The sequence below is a fragment of the Streptomyces hawaiiensis genome (assembly GCF_004803895.1).
Lineage (GTDB): Bacteria > Actinomycetota > Actinomycetes > Streptomycetales > Streptomycetaceae > Streptomyces > Streptomyces hawaiiensis.
The window spans coordinates 4,838,704-4,861,418 of record NZ_CP021978.1 but is presented as its reverse complement, the minus strand read 5'-3'; the positions used below and the strand labels follow the sequence as shown (position 1 = coordinate 4,861,418).

General features: G+C 71.0%; 22 protein-coding genes. 5 read left to right on the top strand and 17 right to left on the bottom strand.

What is annotated here, in order from left to right; all coding sequences use genetic code 11:
* Positions 1-147: 147 nt before the first annotated feature.
* Entirely contained in the window at positions 148-813 is a 666-nt protein-coding gene (locus CEB94_RS22435) for a response regulator transcription factor (RefSeq protein WP_175437117.1), read from the bottom strand.
* Between the two features lie 25 nt (positions 814-838).
* Entirely contained in the window at positions 839-2,110 is a 1,272-nt protein-coding gene (locus tag CEB94_RS22430) for a sensor histidine kinase (protein WP_175433917.1), read from the bottom strand.
* Between the two features lie 177 nt (positions 2,111-2,287).
* Here CEB94_RS22430 and CEB94_RS22425 point away from each other — a divergent pair, with 177 nt between their 5' ends.
* The 4 genes from CEB94_RS22425 to CEB94_RS22415 all read left to right on the top strand — a co-directional run bounded on the left by CEB94_RS22425 (position 2,288) and on the right by CEB94_RS22415 (position 6,481).
* Positions 2,288-2,740 (top strand): DedA family protein, encoded by a 453-nt coding sequence (locus CEB94_RS22425; RefSeq protein ID WP_246111882.1) that lies wholly within the window; start codon positions 2,288-2,290, stop codon positions 2,738-2,740.
* 12 nt (positions 2,741-2,752) lie between these two features.
* Entirely contained in the window at positions 2,753-2,920 is a 168-nt protein-coding gene (locus CEB94_RS41025; RefSeq protein WP_246111881.1) for a hypothetical protein, read from the top strand.
* A 334-nt stretch (positions 2,921-3,254) separates the two neighbouring features.
* Positions 3,255-4,013 (top strand): ABC transporter ATP-binding protein, encoded by a 759-nt coding sequence (locus CEB94_RS22420; RefSeq protein WP_175433916.1) that lies wholly within the window; start codon positions 3,255-3,257, stop codon positions 4,011-4,013.
* Positions 4,007-6,481: an ABC transporter permease gene (locus tag CEB94_RS22415; RefSeq protein WP_175433915.1), complete on the top strand. Its 2,475-nt coding sequence runs from the start codon at positions 4,007-4,009 to the stop codon at positions 6,479-6,481. The genes CEB94_RS22420 and CEB94_RS22415 overlap by 7 nt, the downstream gene beginning before the upstream one ends.
* 424 nt (positions 6,482-6,905) lie before the next feature.
* Here CEB94_RS22415 and CEB94_RS22410 read toward each other — a convergent pair whose 3' ends face one another.
* Positions 6,906-7,244, bottom strand: coding sequence for a VOC family protein (locus CEB94_RS22410; protein ID WP_175433914.1), 339 nt, complete (start codon positions 7,242-7,244; stop codon positions 6,906-6,908).
* A gap of 397 nt (positions 7,245-7,641) precedes the next feature.
* Here CEB94_RS22410 and CEB94_RS22405 point away from each other — a divergent pair, with 397 nt between their 5' ends.
* A complete protein-coding gene (locus tag CEB94_RS22405; RefSeq protein WP_175433913.1) occupies positions 7,642-8,139 on the top strand; it encodes a MarR family winged helix-turn-helix transcriptional regulator in 498 nt (165 codons plus the stop codon).
* 54 nt (positions 8,140-8,193) lie between these two features.
* On the opposite strand, the gene CEB94_RS22400 is transcribed toward CEB94_RS22405, so the two are convergent.
* The 14 genes from CEB94_RS22400 to CEB94_RS22335 all read right to left on the bottom strand — a co-directional run bounded on the left by CEB94_RS22400 (position 8,194) and on the right by CEB94_RS22335 (position 22,704).
* Positions 8,194-9,522 (bottom strand): cation:proton antiporter, encoded by a 1,329-nt coding sequence (locus CEB94_RS22400; protein WP_218945927.1) that lies wholly within the window; start codon positions 9,520-9,522, stop codon positions 8,194-8,196.
* Positions 9,523-9,696: 174 nt separating this feature from the next.
* Positions 9,697-10,356: a class I SAM-dependent methyltransferase gene (locus CEB94_RS22395; RefSeq protein ID WP_175433912.1), complete on the bottom strand. Its 660-nt coding sequence runs from the start codon at positions 10,354-10,356 to the stop codon at positions 9,697-9,699.
* Between the two features lie 68 nt (positions 10,357-10,424).
* Positions 10,425-11,987, bottom strand: coding sequence for a phytoene desaturase family protein (locus CEB94_RS22390; protein ID WP_175433911.1), 1,563 nt, complete (start codon positions 11,985-11,987; stop codon positions 10,425-10,427).
* 89 nt (positions 11,988-12,076) lie between these two features.
* The gene (locus tag CEB94_RS41735) at positions 12,077-14,077 is read right to left on the bottom strand and encodes an adenosylmethionine--8-amino-7-oxononanoate transaminase (protein WP_218945926.1); all 2,001 of its coding nucleotides are present in this window, start codon (positions 14,075-14,077) and stop codon (positions 12,077-12,079) included.
* Between the two features lie 156 nt (positions 14,078-14,233).
* Positions 14,234-15,001, bottom strand: coding sequence for a cyclase family protein (locus CEB94_RS22380; protein WP_175433910.1), 768 nt, complete (start codon positions 14,999-15,001; stop codon positions 14,234-14,236).
* Positions 15,001-15,507 (bottom strand): aromatase/cyclase, encoded by a 507-nt coding sequence (locus tag CEB94_RS22375; RefSeq protein ID WP_175433909.1) that lies wholly within the window; start codon positions 15,505-15,507, stop codon positions 15,001-15,003. Before CEB94_RS22375 ends, CEB94_RS22380 begins: the two co-directional genes overlap by 1 nt.
* Before the next feature lie 29 nt (positions 15,508-15,536).
* The gene (locus tag CEB94_RS22370; RefSeq protein WP_175433908.1) at positions 15,537-15,770 is read right to left on the bottom strand and encodes an acyl carrier protein; all 234 of its coding nucleotides are present in this window, start codon (positions 15,768-15,770) and stop codon (positions 15,537-15,539) included.
* Between the two features lie 23 nt (positions 15,771-15,793).
* The gene (locus CEB94_RS22365) at positions 15,794-16,990 is read right to left on the bottom strand and encodes a beta-ketoacyl-[acyl-carrier-protein] synthase family protein (protein WP_175433907.1); all 1,197 of its coding nucleotides are present in this window, start codon (positions 16,988-16,990) and stop codon (positions 15,794-15,796) included.
* A complete protein-coding gene (locus CEB94_RS22360; RefSeq protein WP_175433906.1) occupies positions 16,987-18,261 on the bottom strand; it encodes a beta-ketoacyl-[acyl-carrier-protein] synthase family protein in 1,275 nt (424 codons plus the stop codon). The genes CEB94_RS22365 and CEB94_RS22360 overlap by 4 nt, the downstream gene beginning before the upstream one ends.
* Positions 18,258-19,271, bottom strand: a complete 1,014-nt coding sequence (locus tag CEB94_RS22355) for a class I SAM-dependent methyltransferase (RefSeq protein WP_175433905.1) — start codon at positions 19,269-19,271, stop codon at positions 18,258-18,260. The genes CEB94_RS22360 and CEB94_RS22355 overlap by 4 nt, the downstream gene beginning before the upstream one ends.
* Complete coding sequence (locus CEB94_RS22350) at positions 19,264-20,007, bottom strand: SDR family NAD(P)-dependent oxidoreductase (RefSeq protein ID WP_175433904.1); 744 nt, start codon at positions 20,005-20,007, stop codon at positions 19,264-19,266. Before CEB94_RS22350 ends, CEB94_RS22355 begins: the two co-directional genes overlap by 8 nt.
* Complete coding sequence (locus CEB94_RS22345) at positions 20,004-20,333, bottom strand: antibiotic biosynthesis monooxygenase family protein (protein ID WP_175433903.1); 330 nt, start codon at positions 20,331-20,333, stop codon at positions 20,004-20,006. Before CEB94_RS22345 ends, CEB94_RS22350 begins: the two co-directional genes overlap by 4 nt.
* A complete protein-coding gene (locus CEB94_RS22340) occupies positions 20,330-21,406 on the bottom strand; it encodes an amidohydrolase family protein (RefSeq protein ID WP_175433902.1) in 1,077 nt (358 codons plus the stop codon). Before CEB94_RS22340 ends, CEB94_RS22345 begins: the two co-directional genes overlap by 4 nt.
* Entirely contained in the window at positions 21,403-22,704 is a 1,302-nt protein-coding gene (locus tag CEB94_RS22335; protein ID WP_175433901.1) for an NAD(P)/FAD-dependent oxidoreductase, read from the bottom strand. The genes CEB94_RS22340 and CEB94_RS22335 overlap by 4 nt, the downstream gene beginning before the upstream one ends.
* Between the last annotated feature and the right edge of the window lie 11 nt (positions 22,705-22,715).

Sequence of the window (22,715 nt, the reverse complement as noted above, 5' to 3'; positions counted from 1 at the left end):
GGGACGCCGACGGGCTGCGCATCGGCGATCTGCGCGAGGTGATCGGGACCTGCCAGGAGGTCATCGAGCTCACCCGGGCCCAGGGTGACCGGCTCGGCGAGTCCGGGCCGGCCAGGGGGCCCAAGCGGCCTACGGGGCCCCGGCTGCCTAGGCGGTCTCCACTCCGGGTCGGCCGCGCAGGTACGCGAGGACCGCGAGGACCCGGCGGTTGGTCGTGTCGTCGAGGGAGAGGTCGAGCTTGGTGAGGATGGAGCCGAAGTGCTTGCTGACGGTGCCCTCGCTCACCACCATGGCCGCGGCGATCGACGCGTTGGACTTGCCCTCCGCCATCAGCGCGAGCACCTCCTGCTCCCGCGTGGTGAGCCGGGCCAGCGGGTCGCGCCGGTGCCTGATCAGCTGGCGCACCACCTCGGGGTCGACGACGGTGCCGCCCTCAGCGACCCGGTGCACCGCGTCGATGAACTCCTCGACGTGGCCGATCCGTTCCTTGAGGAGATAGCCCACCCCGGTGCCGTCGGAGGAGTCGAGCAGGTCCTCGGCGTAGGACCGCTGGATGTACTGGCTGAGGACCAGGATCGGCAGTCCGGGCCGGCGGCGGCGCAGGGCGATGGCGGCACGCAGGCCCTCGTCGGAGAAGCCGGGCGGCATCCGTACGTCGGTCACCACGATGTCGGGTTCGTGCGCGGCGACCGCCTCGGTGAGCTCGTCCGCGTCACCCACCGCGGCGACCACCTGGTGCCCGAAGCGCTCCATGAGGCCGACGAGTCCTTCGCGGAGCAGGACACTGTCCTCGGCCAGCACGATGCGCAGCATCAGTTCCTCAATCATGCGGTCCGGATCAGGCGGTTGAGCAGGGTACCAGCAGGCGGAACACGGTGGGCCCGCCGGGCGGACTGGACACTCGCAGGCGGCCGTCGAGGACCGAGACGCGGTCGGCGACGCCCTGCAGGCCCGTCCCCCGCCCGGTGTCCGCGCCCCCGTGACCGTCGTCCTCGACCTCCACTGCGAGCTGCCCCCCGTTCAGGCCGCCCCGCACCACGGCTCTGCTGGCGCCGCTGTGCTTGGCGACGTTGGCGAGGGCCTCGCTGACCGCGAAGTACACGGCCGTCTCGATCGCCTCCGGCGGCCTGACCGGCAGGTCGAGGTCCACGTCGACGGGGATCGTCGAGCGGTCCGCGAGATCCTCCACGGCCGCCACCAGGCCCCGGTCGGTGAGGACCGGGGGGTGGATGCCGCGGATCAGCTCCCTGATCTCGACGAGGGCGGTGGCCGCCTCGTCCTGCGCCTTGGCGAGCAGCGGGCCGAGCGGCCCGTCCGACGCGTCGAGGCGGGCCAGGCCGAGCGTCATGGACAGGGCGACGAGCCGCTGCTGCGCCCCGTCGTGCAGATCGCGCTCGATGCGGCGCCGCTCCGCCTCGAAGGCGTCCACGAGACGGACCCGGGAGCGGCCCAGCTCCTTGATCTTCGAGTTCAGTTCGCCGGTCGGCGAGGCCAGCAGGAAGCGGGTCAGGGCGGCCCGGCCCGCGGCGATCGCGCCGAGCGGGTAGGCGAAGACGGGCAGCAGCAGCAGTCCGGCGAGCGCCGCCGAGAGCGCCCCGGGCCAGCTGTCCACGATCCACATCTTGAGGACCCGCGCCTCCTCGCCGTCGACCGCCAGCATCACCGGCGCCGCGAGCAGCCCGCCGCACACGAGGAGGACGGAGCCCACGACCAGCGCTTCGAGGGGCCACAGCAGGAAGCCGAAGAGCACCGCGTAGCCCAGCTCGCGCCAGGTGGCGCGTTCCTGGAGCCGGGTGCGCAGCCATGCGGTGAGGCCGGTGCGGTCGGGTTCGCGATGCGGATCGGCGAGCGGCTCGCTGTCGATCAGAGCCAGCCGGCGGCGCTCGACCGAGGCCAGCGGCACCCCGGTGAGGACGAGGACGAGCAGCAGCGGAAGGCCGACGACGACCACAGTGAGCACGCTGCCCGCGACGGCGAGCAGCACGAGCGTGAGCAGCGTGATGAGGCCGAGGACCACGCTGCTGAGCAGGTACAGCGCAGCACGCCAGGGCCAGCCGCTGCGTACGTAGCGGCGCAGGTGGAGCCGGGTCCAGATCGTCGGGGGGTGCATGGGCCGCACGTTATGAGACCTTTCCGGCCCGGACCACCCGGCTAGCTCCACCATCGGGGTGGGCGCCGGCTACCGGCCGGGACTGGGCCCAGCTGCGATGTGCCTGAGCGCCCCCGCGCGGTCTGCTGCAAGGGCTCCGAACGACGGGGCGACGGCACAGCGGAGGACCGAAATGACATGGTCCAGGAACAGTTGGCGGCTGTGCCCGCGTGGCTGACGCTGCTGATCGTCTTCCTGCTTCCCATGGCGGAGCCCGCGCTCCCTCTGCTCGGCATGCTGCTCCCTTCGCAGACCGCCTTGATGGCGAGCGGCGTGCTCGCGCACCACGGCGCGCTGCCCCTGCCCGCCGCGATCGCGATGGCGGTGCTCGGCGCGCTGGCGGGCAATGTGGTCGGTCATCTGGTGGGGCGCCGGTGGGGGCCGCGGCTCGCCGCGAACCTGCCGGCCCGGGTGACCGGCTCGCCCGGCTACCGCGCGGCGATGCACACCGTCGGCGCCTACAGCGCACGGGCGGTGTTGCTCGGCCGGTTCAACGCCGTGCTGCGCACGCTGGTGCCGGTGATGTGCGGCGCCGCCGGCGTGCCCTGGGCCCGCTTTCTCGGCCTGTCCCTGCTCAGCAGCCTGCTGTGATCGCCCAGTTGTGTGGCGGTCGGGCTGATCGCGGGCGGCTCCTGGCAGAAGTGTGGCGGCTCGGGGGTGCTCGCCGGCGCCGGCGCCGCGGTGCTGCTGACCAGCTCCCTGCCGATGCTGCTCTCGTACCTCAGCGGCAGGAAGGCCCAGGCGAGTGCCGGGCTCACCACCGCTGGTTGAGATACGTCAGGAGTCCGCCTCGTTCGGTACGAGGTGGCTCCTGATACCCGCCCCCACAACGCCCCCTGCTCCTGCGACGCCCATACCCGTCCACCCTCGCCCTGTCGTTTCACGGCCCCTGACGGGCCCCGGTCCCACCATGATCCGTCGCGCCCGGGCCCGCCGGCGGGGACGGCCCGGGCAGGACGCTGCCGGTGCAGGTTCCTGCAGCCGTGCGCTCTGCCCTTTCCGTGCCGGGTGCAGCCACGTGCACAGGAGGGTGGAGCTACCTCCACCCCCAAGATTCCGTCCCGCTGCGATGTCACCGTCGAGCGGGCCCGATTGAGTGGACACCATGAATCAAGCAGCCGTCCGGCTCCGCTCCGTGACCCGGTCCTACGGGACGGGTGACAACGCGGTCACCGCCCTCGACCAGGTCAGCCTCGACATCCCGCGGGGTACCTTCACCGCCGTCATGGGCCCCTCGGGCTCCGGCAAGTCGACCCTGTTGCAGTGCACGGCGGGGCTCGACCGGCCGACCGGGGGCCAGGTCTTCCTCGGAGAGACCGATCTGACCCGGCTGAGCGAGAAGAAGCTGACGCTGCTGCGCCGGCGGCGCATCGGGTTCGTCTTCCAGGCCTTCAACCTGCTGCCCGCGCTGACCGCCGAGCAGAACGTCGGGCTGCCGCTGCGGCTCGCGGGCCGCCGTCCCAGGCGGTCCGAGGTCCTGAACGTCCTGGAGAAGGTCGGCCTGCGCGAGCGCGCCGGGCACCGGCCCAGCGAGATGTCGGGCGGCCAGCAGCAGCGCGTGGCGCTCGCCCGCGCCCTGGTCACCCAGCCGGAGGTGCTGTTCGGCGACGAGCCGACGGGCGCCCTGGACTCCACCACGAGCCGCGAGGTGCTGACGCTGCTGCGGGCGATGGTCGACCGCGGCCAGACGGTGATCATGGTGACGCACGACCCGGTCGCCGCCTCCTACGCGGACCAGGTGCTCTTCCTCGCCGACGGCACGGTCCAGGGCGAGCTGCACGCGCCGACGGCGGAGCAGGTCGCCCAGCGGATGACCGCCCTGAGCGCCGTCCCGTCGAAGGCCTCGGCGGTGGCGTCGTGCTGAGTCTCGCACTGCGCGGGATGCGCACCCGCTGGGTCACGTTCGTCGGTTCGTTCGTCGCGCTCGCGCTCGGGGTCGGCCTCATCGCCACCACGGGCCTCGCGCTCGCGGCGACGTTCGACGCGCCGGAGCGGGGCACCGAACGGTTCGCCGAGGCGCGGGTCGTGGTGCAGGGCACCAACGAGCTGAAGGCGGACACCCCGATCGGGGTGCGGACGTCGACGCTGACCAACCCCCGTGCGGTGCCGGAGGAGCTGGCGGACAGGCTGGCCACGGCGGGCCCTGTCGCCGTCGACCGTACGTTCCCGGTCTCGGTGCCGGACGCGGACCGGCGGGTCGGTGCGGACACCTCGCTCGTGGGCCACTCGTGGGCGGTCGCCGCGGCCACGCCGTACCGCCTCAGCTCCGGACGCGCCCCCACGGCGCCCGGCGAGGTCGTCGTCACGACCGGGCCCGGCGCGCAGGTGCGCGCCGGGGAGCGGATCCAGGTCGTCACGCCCGAGGGCGCCGGCACCCGCACCGTGGTCGGCACGGTACCGGCGGCCGGCTTCGAGTCGGCGGTGTTCTTCACCGCCGCCGAGGCCGCGCGCCTGTCACCGCGCATCGAGCGGGTGACGGTGGACGCCGACCCGGCCGCCGTCCGCGCGGCGCTCGGCACCGGCTCGGGCATGGCCGTCCTCACCGGCGACGACCGGCGGCGCGCCGACCCCGACCCGGACCGCGACAAGGAGGCCCTGGTCTCCGTGAACGCCCTGCTCGGCACCGCGGCCGGCATCACCGCGTTCGTGTCGGTGTTCGTGGTCGCCTCGACGTTCACCTTCGCGGTGGCGCAGCGCAGGCGGGAGTTCGGACTCCTGCGCATGGCGGGCGCGACACCCGGTCAGGTACGGCGCATGGTCTACGCGGAGGCCCTGGTGATCGGGCTGCTCGCATCGGGCGCGGGGTGCCGGCTGGGCCGGTGGGCCGCGCCGCGGCTCGCCTCGTGGATGTCGGGCCAGGGCATCGCCCCGACCTGGTTCCGCGTCGGTGAGCAGTCCTGGCCGCTCCATGTCGCCTTCTGGACCGGCCTGACGGTGGCCCTGTGCGGCGTCGTCGTGGCGTCCTACCGCGCGGGCCGGACCGGACCGACGGCGGCGCTGCGGGAGTCCGCCGTCGACAGCGGCACGATGCCGTGGAGCCGCCTCCTGGTGGCCGCCGCCGTGCTGCTCACGGGTCTCGGCCTGCTGGTGACGGCGCTGGTGGACAACCCCGGCGACGTGCTGAAGCGCAAGACGTACATCACCCAGCCGATGCTGCTCATCGTGGCGATCGCCCTGCTCGCGCCGGTTCTGGTGCGGCCACTGACGCGGCTGCTGACCTGGCTGCCCGCCCGGCTGCCCGGCGCCGTGGGCATGCTGGCGCGGGAGAACGCGGCGGCCGGGGTGCGCCGGACGGCGGCCGTGGCCGCGCCGGTCATCATCACCGTGGCGCTCGCCTGCTCCCTGATGGGCACGACCGCCACCATCAACGAGGCCAAGGCCGCCGAGGCCCGCACCCAGACGCGGGCCGACTACGTGGTCTCGGCGGGCGAGGCGGGCCGGGCGCTGCCCGCCGGGTTCGTCCGGGCGGCCCGTGCCGTCCCCGGCGTCACGCTCAGCACGTCCCGATCGACCGGGGTGACCGTCCTGGAGGAGGGCACCGCCCTCGTCCGCTCCGGGGCCCGCGCCGTCGGCAGCGGCACGGCCCTGTCCGAGGTGTCCCGGCTTCCCGTCGTGGCGGGAAATCTGACCGACCTCGACGACGACAGCATCGTCGTCAACGAGGAATGGCTGACCACCCGCGTCGGCGACCGGGTGCCCGTCTGGCTGGGCGACGGCCGCAAGGCGAACCTCAGGATCGCCGCGGTCCTCGCGATCGGCACTGGCAACAACGGCGTGTACCTGACCGCGCGCAACGCCGCCGGCGCGGGCGTCGACCGCGTCGACATCAAGGTCGCCGCCGACGCCGATCGGGCCGCCGTCGACCGGCGGCTGCGCGCGGCGGGCGAGGCGAGTGGCGTCGAGGTGCTCGGCGCCGGGCAGTGGATCGACGCGCACCACCCGCGCTCCAGCGAGTCCACCCGGCTCGGCCTGCTGATGATCCTGGCCATCGCCCTGGTCTACACGGGCATCGCGCTGGCCAACACGCTGGTCATGGCCACCACGGACCGGATCCGCGACCTCGCCGCGCTGCGCCTGACGGGCGCGACGAAGTCCCAGGTGCTGCGCCTGGTCGCCGTCGAGTCGGTGATGGTCGTGGTGGTCGGCGCGGTGCTCGGCGCCGCCGTCTCGGCGGTGAACCTGCTCGGCGTCCGCACCGCCCTCGGCCTGCTCCACGTGCGTTCCGCGATCGTCGTGCCCTGGCCCACGGTGGGCGCGGTGATCGCCGCGAGCGCCCTCCTCGCGGTCCTCGCGGCCACCCTGCCCGCGTCGTTCGCCCTGCGCACCCGCTAGGTGGAGCTGGCGGGCATGCGCGAGTAGACCCGCCTCAGACGTACCGTCCTACCCCTACGAGCCCGAGAGGCACAGAAGTTGACGAGTGAGACCGCGGCACCCGGGTCGTTGTTCAAAGAGTTCCTGCGCAGTCCCCGGCAGGTTGGTGTCATTCCACCTGTTGGGGCAAGGCGCCCTCTCCCACAATGTCCCGGCGCCACGGCCCCGAGCAACAGAAATCCCAGGTCACGGACAATATGACCTTGGGGTCGCAGGAGAGCCGCCTTCTGGATTCGAACCCGGGACCTACGCAGAGCGAGATACGAGGCCCGGTTCCCACCACCGGGATACAGGGTCGGGCACGTCGCGGGGCCGTGGACCGTCCGCGAGGGCCTGGTCGCCACCGCGCCGACGGTCCCGCCCCTGCTTCCGGCCGGGATCAGCCCTACGCGCCGGCCGCCTGGAAGATGCTGAACTCCACGCCCTGGTCATCGACACAGTTGGCGAACTTTCCCGAGGGGATGGTCACCGTCTCGCCCGCCGTGCCGCCGAGTTCACGGATCCGCTCGGTGGCCGCGTCCAGGTCGTCGACGCCGAAGTAGACGCGCGGGAACTTCGACGTGTCACCGTGCGGGAAGCCGCCCATCGGACTCGGGCCGTGAATCATCGAGTAACCCGGGAAGTTCCCCTCCTTGAACTCCCACCCGAACAGCGACTGCCAGAACTTCGCCGTCGCCTCGGCGTCCTTGCCGGGCAGGTCGAAGAAGACGATGTCTCCACTCATGGTGCTCTCCTCATACGTGTCGATGCGGACTGCTGCAGATCGGAGCGTCGATGAACGGAAAACATCCGCGGTGCGGCAGCGTGACCGGACGGACGATCGCCATCACACCCCCTCCGTGCTCGACATCCGAACGATACCCTCATGACTACTGATGGTCTCCGAGCTCTACTATCTATAGTGGATTTGATCAGTCGGCTTGTCAATCTAGGTCAAAGACGATGAAGCACACCCGCCTGCAAGGTTCCGCGCCTCCCTCCCGCCCCCTCAAATGGCAGGTCAGCGGCGATACTCTTGTACGCAGACTGGATCGTCAGGCCAGGTAGCGCTACGCTCGCCACAGTGGCCTGACTGTCTTGGCTGACCACAATCAAATCACTGAGCATAGACAGGTCAGACGATGGATGACATTAACCAAAGGGATATCAATCCGGACGGATCGCCGACCCTGCCGCCGAATTTCGCTAACTCCATCGGGTTTCTGCTGAACAAGGCCGGGCAGCTGCTGACCGCGCAGTTCGAGAGGGAGCTCGCTCCGTACGGACTCACCGCGCGGAACTGGGGAATCCTCCGGTTCATCGACGTCAACGGCAACCGCTCGCAGCAGTACATCGGTGAGCACCTGCGCATCGACCGGTCGACGATGGTGACCCTGGTCGACGAGCTGGAGCGGATGGGCTACGTCGTCAGGCTGCGTGACCAGCACGACCGCCGGCGCTACGCCGTGACGCTGACCGAGTACGGGGAGCGCCAGCTCCGCGGTGGCCTCGACTCGATCGAGGAGAAGGTAACGAAACGGTTCCTCGCGCCCATCAGCGAACAGAGCCGCGAGCGCTTGATCTCGATCCTGATTTCACTGGTTGTCCCCGACGACGCCGCATCGTCGGACGCCGGCTGACGAAAACACCCTGGGCGGCCGGGGACGGCAGCCCCGTCAGGACGGCGGGGGCCGTCACCCCGCTTCCGGCCTCTTCGCGCCGACGGGCCGGGCGAGCTCGGTGTACTTCGGCTCCCCGATCCGCTGCTCGGCCAGCTCCCGCAGATCCGCGTCGATCATGCGGCTCGGATAGGCCCAGCGCAGCAATGGTGCGGTCATGGCGGTGGTGACGAGGGCCATGACCACCATCAGCGAGTACAGCTCCGTATCGAGCAGACCCAGTTGCAGACCGACGCCGAGGATGATCAGTTCGGTGAGGCCGCGGGTGTTCATGAGGATGCCCAGCGTCGTGGCCGACCTCCCGGACTGGCCCGCGAACCGTGCCCCTACATAGGCGCCACCGAACTTGCCGCCGATCGCCACAAGCAGGATCAGCCCCAGTTCGCCGAGCCCGTCGCCGCCCACTGTGGTCAGGTCCACCTTCAACCCGGACACCGCGAAGTACGCCGGCAACAGCATCCAGATGATCGTCTCGAACCGGTCCCTGACCGCCGCACGCAGCCTCTCCGTGCCACGCCGTGGCACGATCGCGCCGGCGAGGAACACACCGAAGATGAAGTGCACCCCGAGCCACTCGCACAGCGCGCCGGAGACCAGCAGCAGCGCCGTCAGGGTGGCGAGCTGCGTGGCACTGAGGCCCTGCTCCACAGCCCCGTCCTCCGGGTCTCGTCGGCCCCGGGCCGGCGCGGCCAGGAGTCGGCCGAGCAACGGCCGCAGCACCCACACCATGGCCAGGGCGTACGGCACGACCAGCAGGACCTGCCAGGAGTTCTGGCTCCCGGTGAGAGTGAGCAGCGCCGCGAGCAGGAGCCAGGCCGCCACGTCCCCGACGGCCGCACTCGCCAGGGCCAGTGCGCCGATCCTGGTGTGCTGGATCCCCTGATCGGTGAGGATGCGGGCCAGCACCGGGAACGCCGTGATGGACATGGCCGCGCCGATGAACAGCAGGAAGGCCAGGCGGTGTTCGACCGAGTGGTCGTCCCACAGGTACAGCGCGAGCAGGACACCGAATCCGAACGCGCAGACGATCGACCCGACGGCCACCCCGGCCGTGGTCCGCCCGTTCCCGCGCAGGAGCCGGTAGTCGAGTTCGAGACCGACCAGGAACATGAAGAGGGCGACCCCGAGGTTGCCGAGCGTGGTGAGCATCGGCCGGGTGTCGACGGGTACGAGCGTTTCCGACAGGGCGCCGTGAAACAGGGTCGGACCGAGCAGGATGCCGGCCACGATCTCGCCGATGACCGCGGGCTGGCCGCACCGCCGCGCGAGGCGCCCGAGCAGGTGTGCGAGCGCGAGTATCAACGCCAGACCGACCATGATCATGACTGTTTGGTGGCTGGTCACGAGCACTCCTTCTGCACGGGTGCGGTCCTTCGCGTGGGCAGGAAGAACGAGCGGCTCCGGCAGCCGGGCACAGGGTCCCGGCCATCGGCCGCCCGGCAGTCCGACAGGGGCACGAGGCTGTGTGAAGGCCGCACCGGCCCACGCACCCGTGCGGGGGCCGGTGCGGAAAGGCGATTACCGCTTGTGTGCGACGAGCAGCAGCGCCGGGACCAGCATCCGGCCCTTCTCATCGGTCGCCAGGGCCTTGTCGCCGAGCTCCGGGGCCAGCAGCGCCGCGATGGAGGACGGCTCCAGCCGGTCGATCTCCCAGTCCTTCTCCACGAGCGTCGCCAGTTCGTCGGCACTGAACAGCGTCGGCCCCTTCGGCATCACCGACCGCGCGTCCCGGGAGAACGTGAGGATCGACAGCGTCGCGTCGTCGGTGGTGGAGCGGGCGAGGCACGCCAGGTAGTCCGCGCGCTTGTCGTCCGGGACGGCCGGTATCGTCCCCGAGTCGACGACCGCGCGGAAGCGCCCCTCGTAGCCCTGCAACGTGGTCAGGTCGGCCACGTCGAACGTGACCGGGAGGTCGTGACCCTCCGTCGCCCCTTGCGCGGCGGCGATGGCGGACGGCGCCGAGTCGAGCCCTACGACCGTGTATCCCAGCCGGGCCAGGAACAGGCTCGTGACCCCCACTCCGCAGCCGGCGTCCAGGACATCGCTGCGGAACACGCCCTGCGGTTCGAGCTCGGCCAGCTTGGGCTGGGGCTCCCCGATGTTCCACGGTACCCAGGGGACGTTCTGTGCGGACTCCCGGCCCTGGTAGACGGCGTCGAAGTTGGTTTCGTGCTGCATGACGGATTCTCCTGTCGGTGGTCGGTGCGATTCGCCTCGGGCGGGGCCGGATGCGGATGGGGCGTCGATCAGCTCGGTCGGAGCACCGGGCCCGGATCGATGCCGAGGTCGGTGAGGATCGCCTGGACCCCGGCGCGTGCTCCGCAGTTCGCCCCACCGCCCGGATGGGTCGACGGGCCGACGAGGAAGAACCCGTCGGCCGGCAGCCGGTACCCCATGTTCGGCATCGGCCGGTTCCCCAGGTACTGGTGGATCTGCTGACCGAGGTGGCTGGCGTCGCCGCTGGGCCAGGACGCGTTGAACCGGGCCGCGTCGAGCGGTGACTTGATACTGCGGGCCAGCACCTTCGACGAGTCCATGTTCGTGGTCAGCTTGCAGAACGTCGCGAAGATCTCGTCGAAGATCTCTTCCTTGCGCTCGTCCCAGCTCTGCCCTTCCAACTCCATCGGGGCATACCCGAGCAGGTACAGGGTGTGTTGCCCCTCGGGCGCGCGTGTCGGGTCCCAGACGCTCGCGACGACGGCGCTGGGCATGCCGACCGCCGTCGTGCCGTACTTCAGCGCGTCGAAAGCCTGGCGCAGCTCCGGCAGCGGCAGCGCGAACTCCTGGATTCCGGCGCGGGTCACCTCGTTGCCCGCGGCGTACACCGGAGCCTCACTCAGCGCGAGGTGGCCGACCAGGCAGCTGAAGGCGGTCCTTTTGCCACGCGACGCCTTCGCGTCCCACTCGGGTCCGAACCTGTGGTCGACCATCTCGGGGATCTGGCGGATGTTGAGGTCCGCCACGACGGCCCGTGCCGCGGTGATCTCCTCCCCCGTGCCCAGCCGCACGCCGGTCACCCGCTCGCCCTCGAACAGGAAGCGGTCCACCGGGGCGCCGGTCCTGATCGTCCCGCCGAGGTCGGCGAAGGCACTTGCCAGAGCCGTGGAGAGGGCGCCGGACCCGCCGACCGGCAACCCGACGCCGTAACGGTGCATCGTCGGCAGCATCGCCAGCAGGAACGCGCCCGTGCCGCCCTCCTCCGGGGCGCAGATGAGCTCGGACACCCACCGCGCGAGCGCGGCCTTGATCTTCGGGTGCTCGAACCACTCGTCGATGACGTCGAGGTAACTCATCATCAGCAGGCGCGTCATCTCCCGCCCGGCGTCGGTCCGGCCCAGCAGGGCGAAGAACTCGCCCATCGGCAGCGGCGGCGAGAACATCGCGTCGACGAGCATGTCCAGCATGCTTTCGGCGAACTTGTGGAAGCGCAGGTAGTTCTGCGCGTCGGCGGGCGAGATCGCCGCGATGGTCTCCGCGGTCCGGTCGACGTCCCGGTAGAACTCGATGTGCTCCCCGTCCGGGAAGGCCACCGCGATGGCCGGGTCCGGGAAGACGTACTCCAGTCCGTACCGCGAGATCAGACCCAGCTCGTCGTTCCGGATCAGCGGGTTGAGCTGCACGAACACGTGGGCGATGGCGTGCAGGTCGTGCCGGAACCCGGGGAGGGTGACCTCCTGGGTCACCACGCCTCCGCCCACCTCGTCGTTCGCCTCCAGCACGACGACGTCGAGCCCCGCCTTGGCCAGGTAGGCGCCGGCCGTCAGCCCGTTGTGGCCTCCGCCGACGACGATCACATCATGGTCTGGCATCGATCACTCCTTTTCGAGGGGCGTCGGTCCGAACGGACCGACCGGGTCCCGGTCGAGCACCCGCGGGGTTGACACCTCTGCGGACATACCTAGTGCTGTGGCGGATTCGGGTCCGTACCGACGCGTGCGGCGGCGACCATCGCGGCGCAGATCCGTGCCACGTCGTCGTCCGTGCAGAGGTAGGGCGGCAGGCAGTAGATCAAGTTCCCGAAGGGACGCAGCCAGACGCCGTTGTCGACCGCCGCCTCCGCCATCCGCCTGTCGACGGGGCGGTCGAGTTCGATCACCCCGATGGCGCCGAGAACCCGGACGTCGACGACACCGTCGACATGCACCGCCTCCTGCAGTCCCCGGCGCAGCGCCCTCTCGATCCGCGCCACGTCGCCCTTCCAGTCGCCGTCGACGAGCAGACCCAGCGAGGCGTTGGCCACGGCCGCCGTCAACGCGTTGGCCATGAAGGTCTGTCCGTGCACCAGCACCGGCAGCTCGCCCTGCCGGATCCCGTCGGCGACGCGCGTCGTGCAGAGGGTCGCGGCCATGGACATGTACCCGCCGGTGAGGGTCTTGCCGAGGCACATCACGTCGGGCGTGACCCCGACGTGATCGGCGGCGAACAGGGCACCGGTGTGGCCGAACCCGGTGGCCATCTCGTCGAAGATCAGAAGTACGTCGTGCTCGTCTGCGAGCTCACGCAGCACCCGCAGGTATCCGGGGTCGTGGAAGCGCATCCCCCCGGCGCTCTGCACCACCGGTTCCACGATGATCGCCGCCAACTCGTCGGCGTGCTCCGCGATGGTCCGCGCCATGGTGTCGACGTACGCCGGATCGAGCTGCTCCGCGTCGGTCCCTGCCGGGCCGGTGGCGTGGCGCAGGCTGGTGGCCGACGACGCGGGCGGCGCCGGAAGGAACACCTGCTCGGGCAGGAGTCCCTGCCACGACGCGTGTCCCCCGTCGTCCGGATCGCACACGCTCATCGCGTGGAGACTGGCGCCGTGGTACCCGCGACGCCAGGTCAGCATCCGGCGCTTCTCGCTCCGGCCCGACGAACGCCAGTACTGGAGGCACATCTTCAACGCGACCTCAACGGACACCGCCCCGGAGTCGCAGAAATACACGTGCTCCAGGCCGTCGGGCGTCAGGTCCACCAGCGTGCGCGCGAGCCGGATCGCCGGCTCGTGGGTCAGACCGCCGAACATCACGTGCGTGAACCGACTCGCCTGATCGGCCAGCGCCTTGTCCAGTGCCGGGTGGCGGTAGCCGTGGACGGCGGCCCAGAACGACGACATCCCGTCGATGAGTTCCCGGCCGTCGGCGAGGGTCAGCCGGACACCTTCGGCTCCGGTGACCAGCAGCTGTTCGTCCACGCCCGGCATGGGCCGGAAGGGATGCCACACATGGGCCCGGTCCAAGGCGAGCAGTTCGGCGGAGTCCGTCGCGGTGGCCCGGCTCGCGTGAGCCCCGGCGTCGTCCGCGCTCGCCCACCGTTCGACGTCCCGGCCGAGCCAGGCCATCATCCGCGTGGTGTCGTCGGCTCCGGGCGCCGAGGGCCTGGCCTCACCGATCCGCCCCGGGCCGCGCAACGCCGCCTCCGGTACCTGCGCGCAGGTGTGCACGACGTGGGCGAGCAGGGAATCGGGCAGCCGGAGCCGCCGGCCGGTCGCCGCCGCGATGTCCCAGGCGTGCACGATGACGTCCGAGACCGGGAACGCCAGTGCTCTGGCCAGGTTCTGGCGCCCGGCCGGCGTATCGACCTGCAGCCCGGGGTCGGCTTCGGCAACGGCCGTGTGCGCCGCCGCCGCCGCGTCCCGCCATGCCTTCACCGGGTCGCCCGCGGCGGCGGCGCCGGGCTGCGAAGGAGCGGACTGCGTGGGCTCGCCCCGCGCGATCAGGGCGACCTTGCCGAGGGTGCCGATGACGTGTCCGACGACGTCCCGGGTGGACCAGTCGGAGCACGGGGACGCGGTGTCCCAGGCGCTCTCCGGAACTCCCGTCAGTGTCGCGTCGAACACGTTCACCGCGTCCGCGAGTGCCGTGACGATGTCCGGTGGCGCACCGGTCCTGACGGGCGCGGACGTTGTGTCGTTGCTCATGGGTACGACTCCTTCTTGTGGTGCGCGGCCCTTGCGTGGCGTCGTCGCGTGGCGTCCTCGGGACCGGGCGGGCCGGTCGTGTCCCCTGGAGGGCTCCCGGGCGGGGAACGCGTGCCCGCCCGGCCACGGCACGTCGCGCGTGCCGTGGCCGGGGCGTCACTCGTCGGACTCGAGGAACCTGCCGGTCACCGCCACGACGCGGGTCCATCCGGCCCCGGCGTTCACCACCGGTATCGGGAAGCACAGGACGGTGAATCCGGTCGGACCGGGCAGCTGCCCGAGGTTGGCCAGCTTTTCCAGCTGGAGGTACTCGCGTTCCCGCCCGTACACGTGCGCCGGCCAGAGCGTTTCCCGGTCCCCGGTGCGGCGGTAGTCCTCGATCATGCTCGCCATCGGCCGGTCGAGCCCCCACGCGTCGATGCCGATCACACGGACCCCCCGTTCCACCAGGAACCGGGTGGCGCCACCGGACAGGCCGGGGTACGTGGTCAGGTACTCGGTGCTTCCCCACAGCCGGTCCGCCCCGGTCCACAGGAGCACGATGTCCCCGTCGCCGAGGGTATGTCCGGCGACGCCCAGTGCCTCGGTCACATCGTCCTCGCCGATCTCCTCACCGGGTTTGATGTGGCGCACGTCGAGCCGGACTCCCGGCCCGATGCACCACTCCAGGGGAACCTTGTCGATGCTCCGGGCCGGTTCGCCGCCACTGTGCGGGCCGTAGTGCAGCGGCGCGTCCATGTGGGTCCCGGTGTGCGTCGTCAGCGTGATCGTCTCGCTCGAGATGGCCATGCCGTCCGGGAAGTCGGACGTCTCCAGCCCCAGCACCGCCGGCCCTTGTTCGTGCGTGAGGGTGTCGATCTGCACCGGGGTCGCTTCGCCGGCGTTCGGCCCTGTGGGCACGCTGAGGTCGATCAACCTGACCATTACGCGGCCCTCTTCGCCCTCGCGGCACGGCGCTCGGCCTCGTCGCGGACAGCGGCCAGATGCGCCGTGCTGTTGCGCTCGACGGCCCCCGCGAGCATCTCGTGGGCCTCGGCATGGGTGAACTTGCCGGCCACCTTGCCGTCCGCACCCTCCTGGCGGGCGGCGAAGTCGTGGGTCAGCACGATCTGGGTCCGGTCCGGTCCGTACGGAAGTGCCCGCCATTCCCCGCTCATGTGTTCCACGAGCGGCGCCGTCTCCAGCTGGCGGTAGGCGACGACGCCCAGTTCCGGATCCAGGTCGCGGCGGGTGGTCCAGGCCTGTAACTGCCCGCTGACGTCCACCTCGAGCCGGGCGATCTCGTAGCCGTCCCCCCGCTCTGTGATGACGGCGGACTTGGTGGCGCCGAAGAGGTTCGGGTAGTTCTCGATGTCGGTCAGGACCTCCCAGACAACGCTCTGCGGCGCCTGCGCGGTGACCGTGTGCTCGGTGTGCTGCGTGTTCTCCATGGTTGCTCCTCGTGAGAAGTCCGGCTCGTTCAGGCCAGGTTGTCCAGGAAAACGACCAGGTCGGCGACGGTCACCACGGACTTCAGCGCTTTTCCGTCCACCTTGCTGCCCGGTGCGAGCCCCGTCACGATCTCGACGAGTTCGGCCGAGTCCACGCCCAGGTCGGCGCGGAGCGCGGCCTCGCTGGTGATCTCCGACGGCTCCAGGCCGACCTCGACGAGGACGTCGTGCACCTGGTCGTATGTGGTCTTGGTGGGGTTCATGACACCTCTTTCACATGGGGGGATCAGATGGCCCGCAGCACGCTCGCGGCGATCGTGCCGTCGGCGCCCCTGGCGAGCAGGGCGATGGTGCGTACGGGCGTCTCGCGTGGCGCGCCGACGACGATGTGCGCGTTCCGCGGGCGCTCGCAGCCCGCCACCGGCGCGATCGTGCCGTGCCGCAGACTCAGCAGGGCGACCGCCGCGTCCACCGCGGGCGCCGCGCCGAGGAGGTTGCCGGTCACCGGCTTGGCCGTGGTGAGGGCGACAGGACCGAGCACCGAGTGGATGGCGGACAGCTCGGACTCGTCGGCTTGGGCGGTTCCCTGTGCGTCGAGGGCGACACAGTCGACGCGATCGGTGCCCGCCTCGTCGAGCGCTGCCGTGAGAACCGCGGCGAGCACCCGGGTGCCGGACGGCCCGAACACCTCGTCCTCCGGTACGTGCCGGACGGCGAAGCCCGCCAGTCTGGCCAACGGGACCGCTGCACGCGCCCGGGCCGTCTCCTCGCGCTCCAGGACGAGCATCACGGCACCCTCACCGACGCAGAACCCGTCCGCCGTGTCGTCCCCCGGCCGGTAGGTCCCGGTGGGGGAAAGCCGTCCCGAGGTGGTGCAGAACGTGTAGGTGTACGGCGTCACGGGCGCCTCCGCGCCGCCCGCGAGCAGTACATCGGCGCGTCCTTCGGCCACCGCCCGGGCCCCGTAGCCGATGGCCAGCGCGGCACTCGCACTGTCCGCCACGAGGGTCTTGCTGAAACCGGTCAGCGCGTTTGCGATGGTGATCTGCCCCTGCGGTGCGGTGGGGAACCACGCCGACGCGATGTGGGGGCTGACCCCGGTGTAGCCCTGGTCCAACAGGCCGCGCAGGCTCGGCTCGGTGATCTCCCAGCCACCGAACATGTTGCCCACGTACACACCGGTGCGATCGGCGTCCTCGCTCGGTGGGAGGCCGGCGTCGTGCTGGGCGGACCGGGCGGCCGAGAGCGCCAGTTGGCAGAAGCGGTCCATCCGCTTACGCACCCGCGGAGTGAACGTGCCGATGGTCTCCCGCTCGGTCTCCTCGGCCAGAACGCCGGCGTTGGGGCACGGGTAGGAGTCGGTGTCGAACCGCTCGATGGGCCGCACGGCGCTGCGGCCCCCGGTCACCGAGCGCCAGAGCTGGTCGGCGTCCGAGGCACCGGGCAGGGCGAGCCCGATTCCGGTGATCACGGTGCCGGTCATCGTCCGCCCTCCCCGGAGCCGGTCGCGCGGGGGCTGCCGAGTACGACGGTGGAATGGATTCCGCCGAAGCCGCTGGACAGGCTGGCGATGACCTTCGTCCGCTCTGCGCGTGCCTCGTTCGGTACGTAGTCGAGGTCGCAGGAGTCGCCGGGGGCGTCGTGGTTGATCGTCGGTGGGATCACGCCCTCTTCCAAGGCCAGTACGCACGCCACGAGCTCCAGCGCGTTCGCCGCGGCCAACGCGTGGCCGACCATCGACTTGATCGAGCTGACCGGGGTCCGGTAGGCGTGCGCCCCGAGCACCGTCTTGATCGCGTTGGTCTCGCACACGTCGTTCTGCGGTGTCGAGCTGCCATGCGCGTTGACGTAGTCGACGCTCGTGGCGGAACATCGGGCGTCGTCCAGCGCGAGCTGGAAGGAACGGGCGAGATGCGTCCCCTCGCTTTCCAGGTCGGTCATGTGGAAGGCGTTCGACGTGCTCCCGAAGCCCAGGATTTCCGCCAGGATCGGCGCGCCCCGGCGCCGGGCGTGTTCCCACTCCTCCAGCACTGCCACACCGGCGCCCTCGCCGAGGACGAAGCCGTCCCGATCGGCGTCGAACGGCCTGGAGGCGGCCTCCGGAACGTCGTTGCGCGTGGACAGAGCGCCGATCACGTCGAAGCAGGCGACGACGAACGGGGTCAGCGGAGCCTCGGCGGCGCCGGTGACCATCACGTCCGCCTCGCCGCGGCGGATCGTATCGAGCGCGAAACCGACCGCGTCGTTGCCGCCGGTGCAACCGGTGGCCGGGGTCATCACCGGGCCGCGTATCCCGTGCGCATCGGCGATGGCCGCCGCGGGCCGGTTGAACGTGGCCGCGACGTGCAGGCGCGGGTGGGCCGCTGCCACGTCGATCGCGGCCGTGCCACCGCCGGTTATCCGCGGGAAGTGCTCGGTCATGAACTTCGTTCCGCCGATCGCGTTCGCCATGACGACGCCCATCCGTTCCGGGGCGATGTCCTCGTCGAGCAGACCGGCCGAGGTGATGGCCTCGCGGGCGGCCCGCAGCGCGATGCGGACGACCCGGTCGTCCCCGGTGCTGTGCTCGGCGGAAAGGCCGGGCAGGTCGCAGTCCGGCAGCGTCCCGTAGATCCGGGAGGCCAGCCGGGACGTGTCGAACTCACGGCCGGTGATCACGCCGGAGCGGCCCGCGCAGAGTCCGGCCATGAAGTCCTTCGTCCCGATGCCGTTGGGGGCCAGGACTCCGAGCCCGGTCACCGCGACCCGTTTCACGACGGCCTCCCGCGCGTCGCGACCACGAGCGTGCCCGGCCCGGTCGGCGCTCTCAGCTGGCGGCGCACCGGCAGGCCCACGTCGGCGAGCCACCGGCCGTAGTCGTCGAGTCCGTGGGCCGAACCCGCGCTGGTCATCAACATCTGGAGGGAGAAGAACGCGCCCACGGGATCGGTCTCCGTGTCGTCCGGGACGATCTCGTCGAGCAGCAGCACACCGTCGTCCGCCAGCGCCGCCGTACACAGTTCAAGGATCTTGAGCACCTGTGCGGGCGGGTACCCGTGCAGCAGATTGCCCAGCAGTATCACGTCGTACGGTCCGTCCCAGGGCACGGCGAACAGGTCCCCGGCCCAGTACTCGGCCCGGTCCCCCAACCCGGCCTCGCGGGCGAGCCTACGGGCCTGCGAGACCGAGACCTCACGGTCGATGCCGACGACCGCGCCGTCCCAGCTCTCGGCCAGGGCGCGCCCGGAACCGCCGTACCCGCACCCCACGTCGAGGATCCGGGGCCGCGGCTTGACCAGGTCACCGGCGACGCCGGCGATCCAGCGGCCGGCGCCCACCGCGAGTGCGTCCAGGTAAGGTGTGATCTTGGTCCAGACGTCGTCCGCCCGGTCGGCGAAGATCTCCTGGCACGGAGTGTCGGTGCGCACCGCTTCGGTGAGCTGGGGCCAGATCCGGAAGTTCAGCTCCCGGTGGATGTGCCGCATGTCCCCGAGGTAGGCACGCGAGCCGCGGACCAGGTACAGGGCGGTGTCGTCGGCCAGTCGGTAGCGGTCGCCCTCGCGATGCACGAACTCCGAGGCGTGCAGCGCGGTGAGCAGCGCGCGCAGGCCGCGCAGGCTCGCACCGGTGCGATGGGCCAGGTCCTCCACCGTGTCGTGGCCTTCGGCTATGGACGTGAAGACGTCCAGGTCGAGTGCCGTGACCAGGGTGGCCGTACGCCCAAGGCCCCAGGCGAAGTCGAGGATCCGGGCCGGTGTGGTCGTGGTTCCTGGCTGCTCAGACAAGGCTCAGCCCTCCGTCGACGACGAGCGTCGCGCCGGTTATGTAGGAAGATGCGTCGGAGACCAGGAAGCGGGCGACGTCAGCGACTTCGTGCGCGGTGCCGAGCCGGCGCAGCGGAATGCGTCCCCGCTCCGCCTCGGCCTGCTCCTCGTGTCCCCGGACCAGCTTTCGGGACATCGGGGTGTCGATGAATCCGGGGATGATCGTGTTGACCCGGATGCCCGCCGGCCCGTAGGCGACGGCGAGATCGCGGGTGTGCGCGACGACCCCGGCCTTGGCCGCGGTGTACGGCGCCCTGGAAGGGCTCGGCTTGAGCCCGCCGGCGATGCTCGAGCAGGTCACGATCGATCCGCCCGGGGGCATCGAGGGGAGTACCGCCCGGCACACACCTGTGGTCCCCCGCAGGTTGACGTCGAGCACTCTCGTCCACAGCTCGTCGTCGATCTCTGCCGGTGGTCCCCAGTTGGCGACGACGGCGGCGAACGTCAGGCACGCGTGGATCTCGTCGGCCCGTGCGACGAGGTCGGTGACCGCTTCGCGCACCGCGTCGGGGTCGGCCACGTCGAGAGGGCGGACGCCGAGCAGGGAGGTCTCCTCGGCGAGGGACTTCAGACCCACCTCGTCCACGTCGACGGCCAGCACCGATGCGCCCGCTTCCGCGAGCACGCGGGCGGTGGCCCGGCCGATTCCCGATGCGGCACCGGTGATGAGGCAGACCTTGTCGGTCAGCTCGGTCATGTCCGGAACTCCTCTTCGTCTGCGGTGTTGGCGAAGGCGACGCCGATGCCAAGCCGACGGACCCAGGTGTCCACCACGCCGCTCATGGCCGAGTGCACGGAGAAGGCGCGCAGCTGCTCGAGATCGGTGAACTCCCAGCGGGCGGCAACCGAGTACAGCGACTCGGTCGCCGCGTCGTCGGCCGGCAGCGGAACGTGCCGGCCCGCCGTGAACCGTTCGACCACACCCGTGCTCCGGGTGGCCTCGGCAAGCTCCTTGCGGAACCGCTCCCGGTCCGTCTCGGACATCGTTTCCGGGTACCGGTAGAGAACGACGTGCGCGATCATGCTGCTGCTCCCTCGTCGCTGACGGTCATCGGCTCGCCCAGCCCGAGGAGTGACCGGGCGTTGCCGGATTCAACGGCGTGGACCGTCGCCGCCGGGAGCGACGCTCCCCGCAGCACCTGAAGTGCGTCGGCGCGCCCGAACTCGCCGGGCGTGACCGGGAAGTCGCTGCCGAAGAGAATCCTTTCCTCGCCGAGCGCCTCGAGGGCGCACCGCAGCCCGGCGGCGTCGGCGGAGTGCGTGTCCGCGTAGATGTTGCCCGCGTAGTCACGCAGGTGGCGCAGCGCGCCGGAGGCCCGCGCCGCGTCGGCGTCCGCACCGCCGACGAGCCGGTGGATCAGGTCGAACCGGCCGAGCGCGAGCGGCAGCACACCGCCGAGCTGGCCGAACACCAGTCGCAGCCCGGAGTGCTGCTCCAGCGTGCCGCGCAGCACCAGGCGCATGACGCAGACGGTCGTCTCGACCAGCATGGACAGCGAGCCGGTCAGCAGGTGCTCCGCGCGGCCGGGCAACGGCGGCTCGGAGCCGAGCTGGAACTTCGCCGAGGGATGGACGAACAGGACGACGCCCCGCGCCTCGGCGGCGGCCAGTACCGGGGCGAACTCCGGGTCGTCGAGGAACCGTAACCGGCCGGTCGACTGCTCCAGGTACGCGGTGTTCATCGAGATGGCGGGAATGCCGCCGTCCGTGGCCGCCCGCTCGATCTCGGCCTCGGCCGACTCGACGAACCGGGGGTCCACCCAGCGCGCGGCCCGCAGCCGACCACCGGTCCGCGCGGACCACGCCCGCATCTCGTCGTTGACCGTGGCGATGGTCTCGGCCGGCCCTCGCCGCCGCTTTCCGCGCACCGCGGCCGAGTGGAGCGCGGCCACGGCGTTCGAGCTGTGCGTCAGTACGGTGGTCTCGATCCCGTGCAGGTCGGCGTCGGCCAGCTGCCGCTCCGGGCCGTCGAACGCCGGGGACCGCCAGAGAGCCGGGGGCCCCTCGGCCGTCGAGCCCGACTCGGCGAGCCACTCCAGGAACGCCGCCTGGACCCACGGCGGCAGGCCGTGCGCGTGCGCGTCGACGACCGTCACTGGATCACCGACTCGACGTTCCCCCACTCCACGCCCTTGTTGCGGCTGCTGGCGCGGCGGCCCTCGGCGACGCCCTCCGGCGCGGCGTCGTGGTGCGGCTGCATCACGGCCAGCTCGGCGTTGAGGCCGGAGACCATGATGATGAAGTCATCCCGGGCGGTCATCCAGCCGATCGGGTCGATCAGATCCTGCGCCTTGGCCCAGTACGCCTCGACGTTCTTGCTCGCGTCGTAGAAGAAGCGCACGAAGGACAGCACGTTGCCGAGGAACTCACGCAGGCCCTCGTCGTAGGCCTGCGCGAACTCCTCCTCCCGGTCGGGCTCCTGGAGCATCGCGGAGACGGTCGCCGCGGCGGAGCTGGCGCCCTTCATCGCGAGCGTGACCCCGGTGGAGAACAGCGGGTCGATGAACGCGGCGGCGTCGCCGACCATCAGGTAGCCGGGCCCGAAGAACCGGGAGCAGGTGTAGGACCAGTCCTTCGCCGTGCGACATCCGGCGACCTGGGTGGCGTTCCTGAGTAACTTCTTGGCCTCGCGCGACGTGGCTATCTTGCTTTCGAGCAGCTCCAGATTCGGCCGGGTGTCCTGAGCCATCCGGTCGTTGGGGCCGACGAATCCCACGCTCTGGGTGCCGTCGGACAGCGGGATGACCCAGAGCCAGCCGTCCGGGTGGTTCTCGACGAGGATGTTGCCCGACAGCTCGTCGGGAAGCCGGTCGCCGCCCTGGTAGTAGGTCCACACGGCCAGGTTCTTGAGGTCGTCGTGCATTTCGACCAGCCCGAACTCCCGGGCGAGGATCTTGGACTGGCCGGAGGCGTCGACGATGCAGCGGGCCTCCGCCCGGATCGGCTCCGTCCCGCGGCCGATCGTGTACGTCACGCCGGTGGCCCTGCCGTCGGTGGTCAGCACCTCGCGCACCGACGCGTGCTCGATGACCATGGCTCCGAGCTTGCGGGCGTGCTCGAGCAGGAGGAGGTCGAACTCGGCGCGCTTGACCTGCCACGTGTAGTCGTAGGGGCCGCTCTCCCCGAAAGCGATGCTCCAGAGCTTGCGCTCGGCTCCCCAGAGCAGCGAGATGCCCGCCTTGCGGGTGAAGCCGGCGGCGTCGATGGTCTCCCGAACGCCGAGTTCGTCGACGACGGAGTTGAGGCCCGGGATGAGCGACTCACCGATGTGATAGCGGGGGAACTGCTCCTTCTCCAGGACGAGCACGTTGTGTCCGGCCTTGGCCAGCAGGCCGGCCGTGGTCGCGCCGGAGGGGCCTCCACCGATGACGATGGCGTCGTAGGTTGCGGTCATGTCGGACGTCT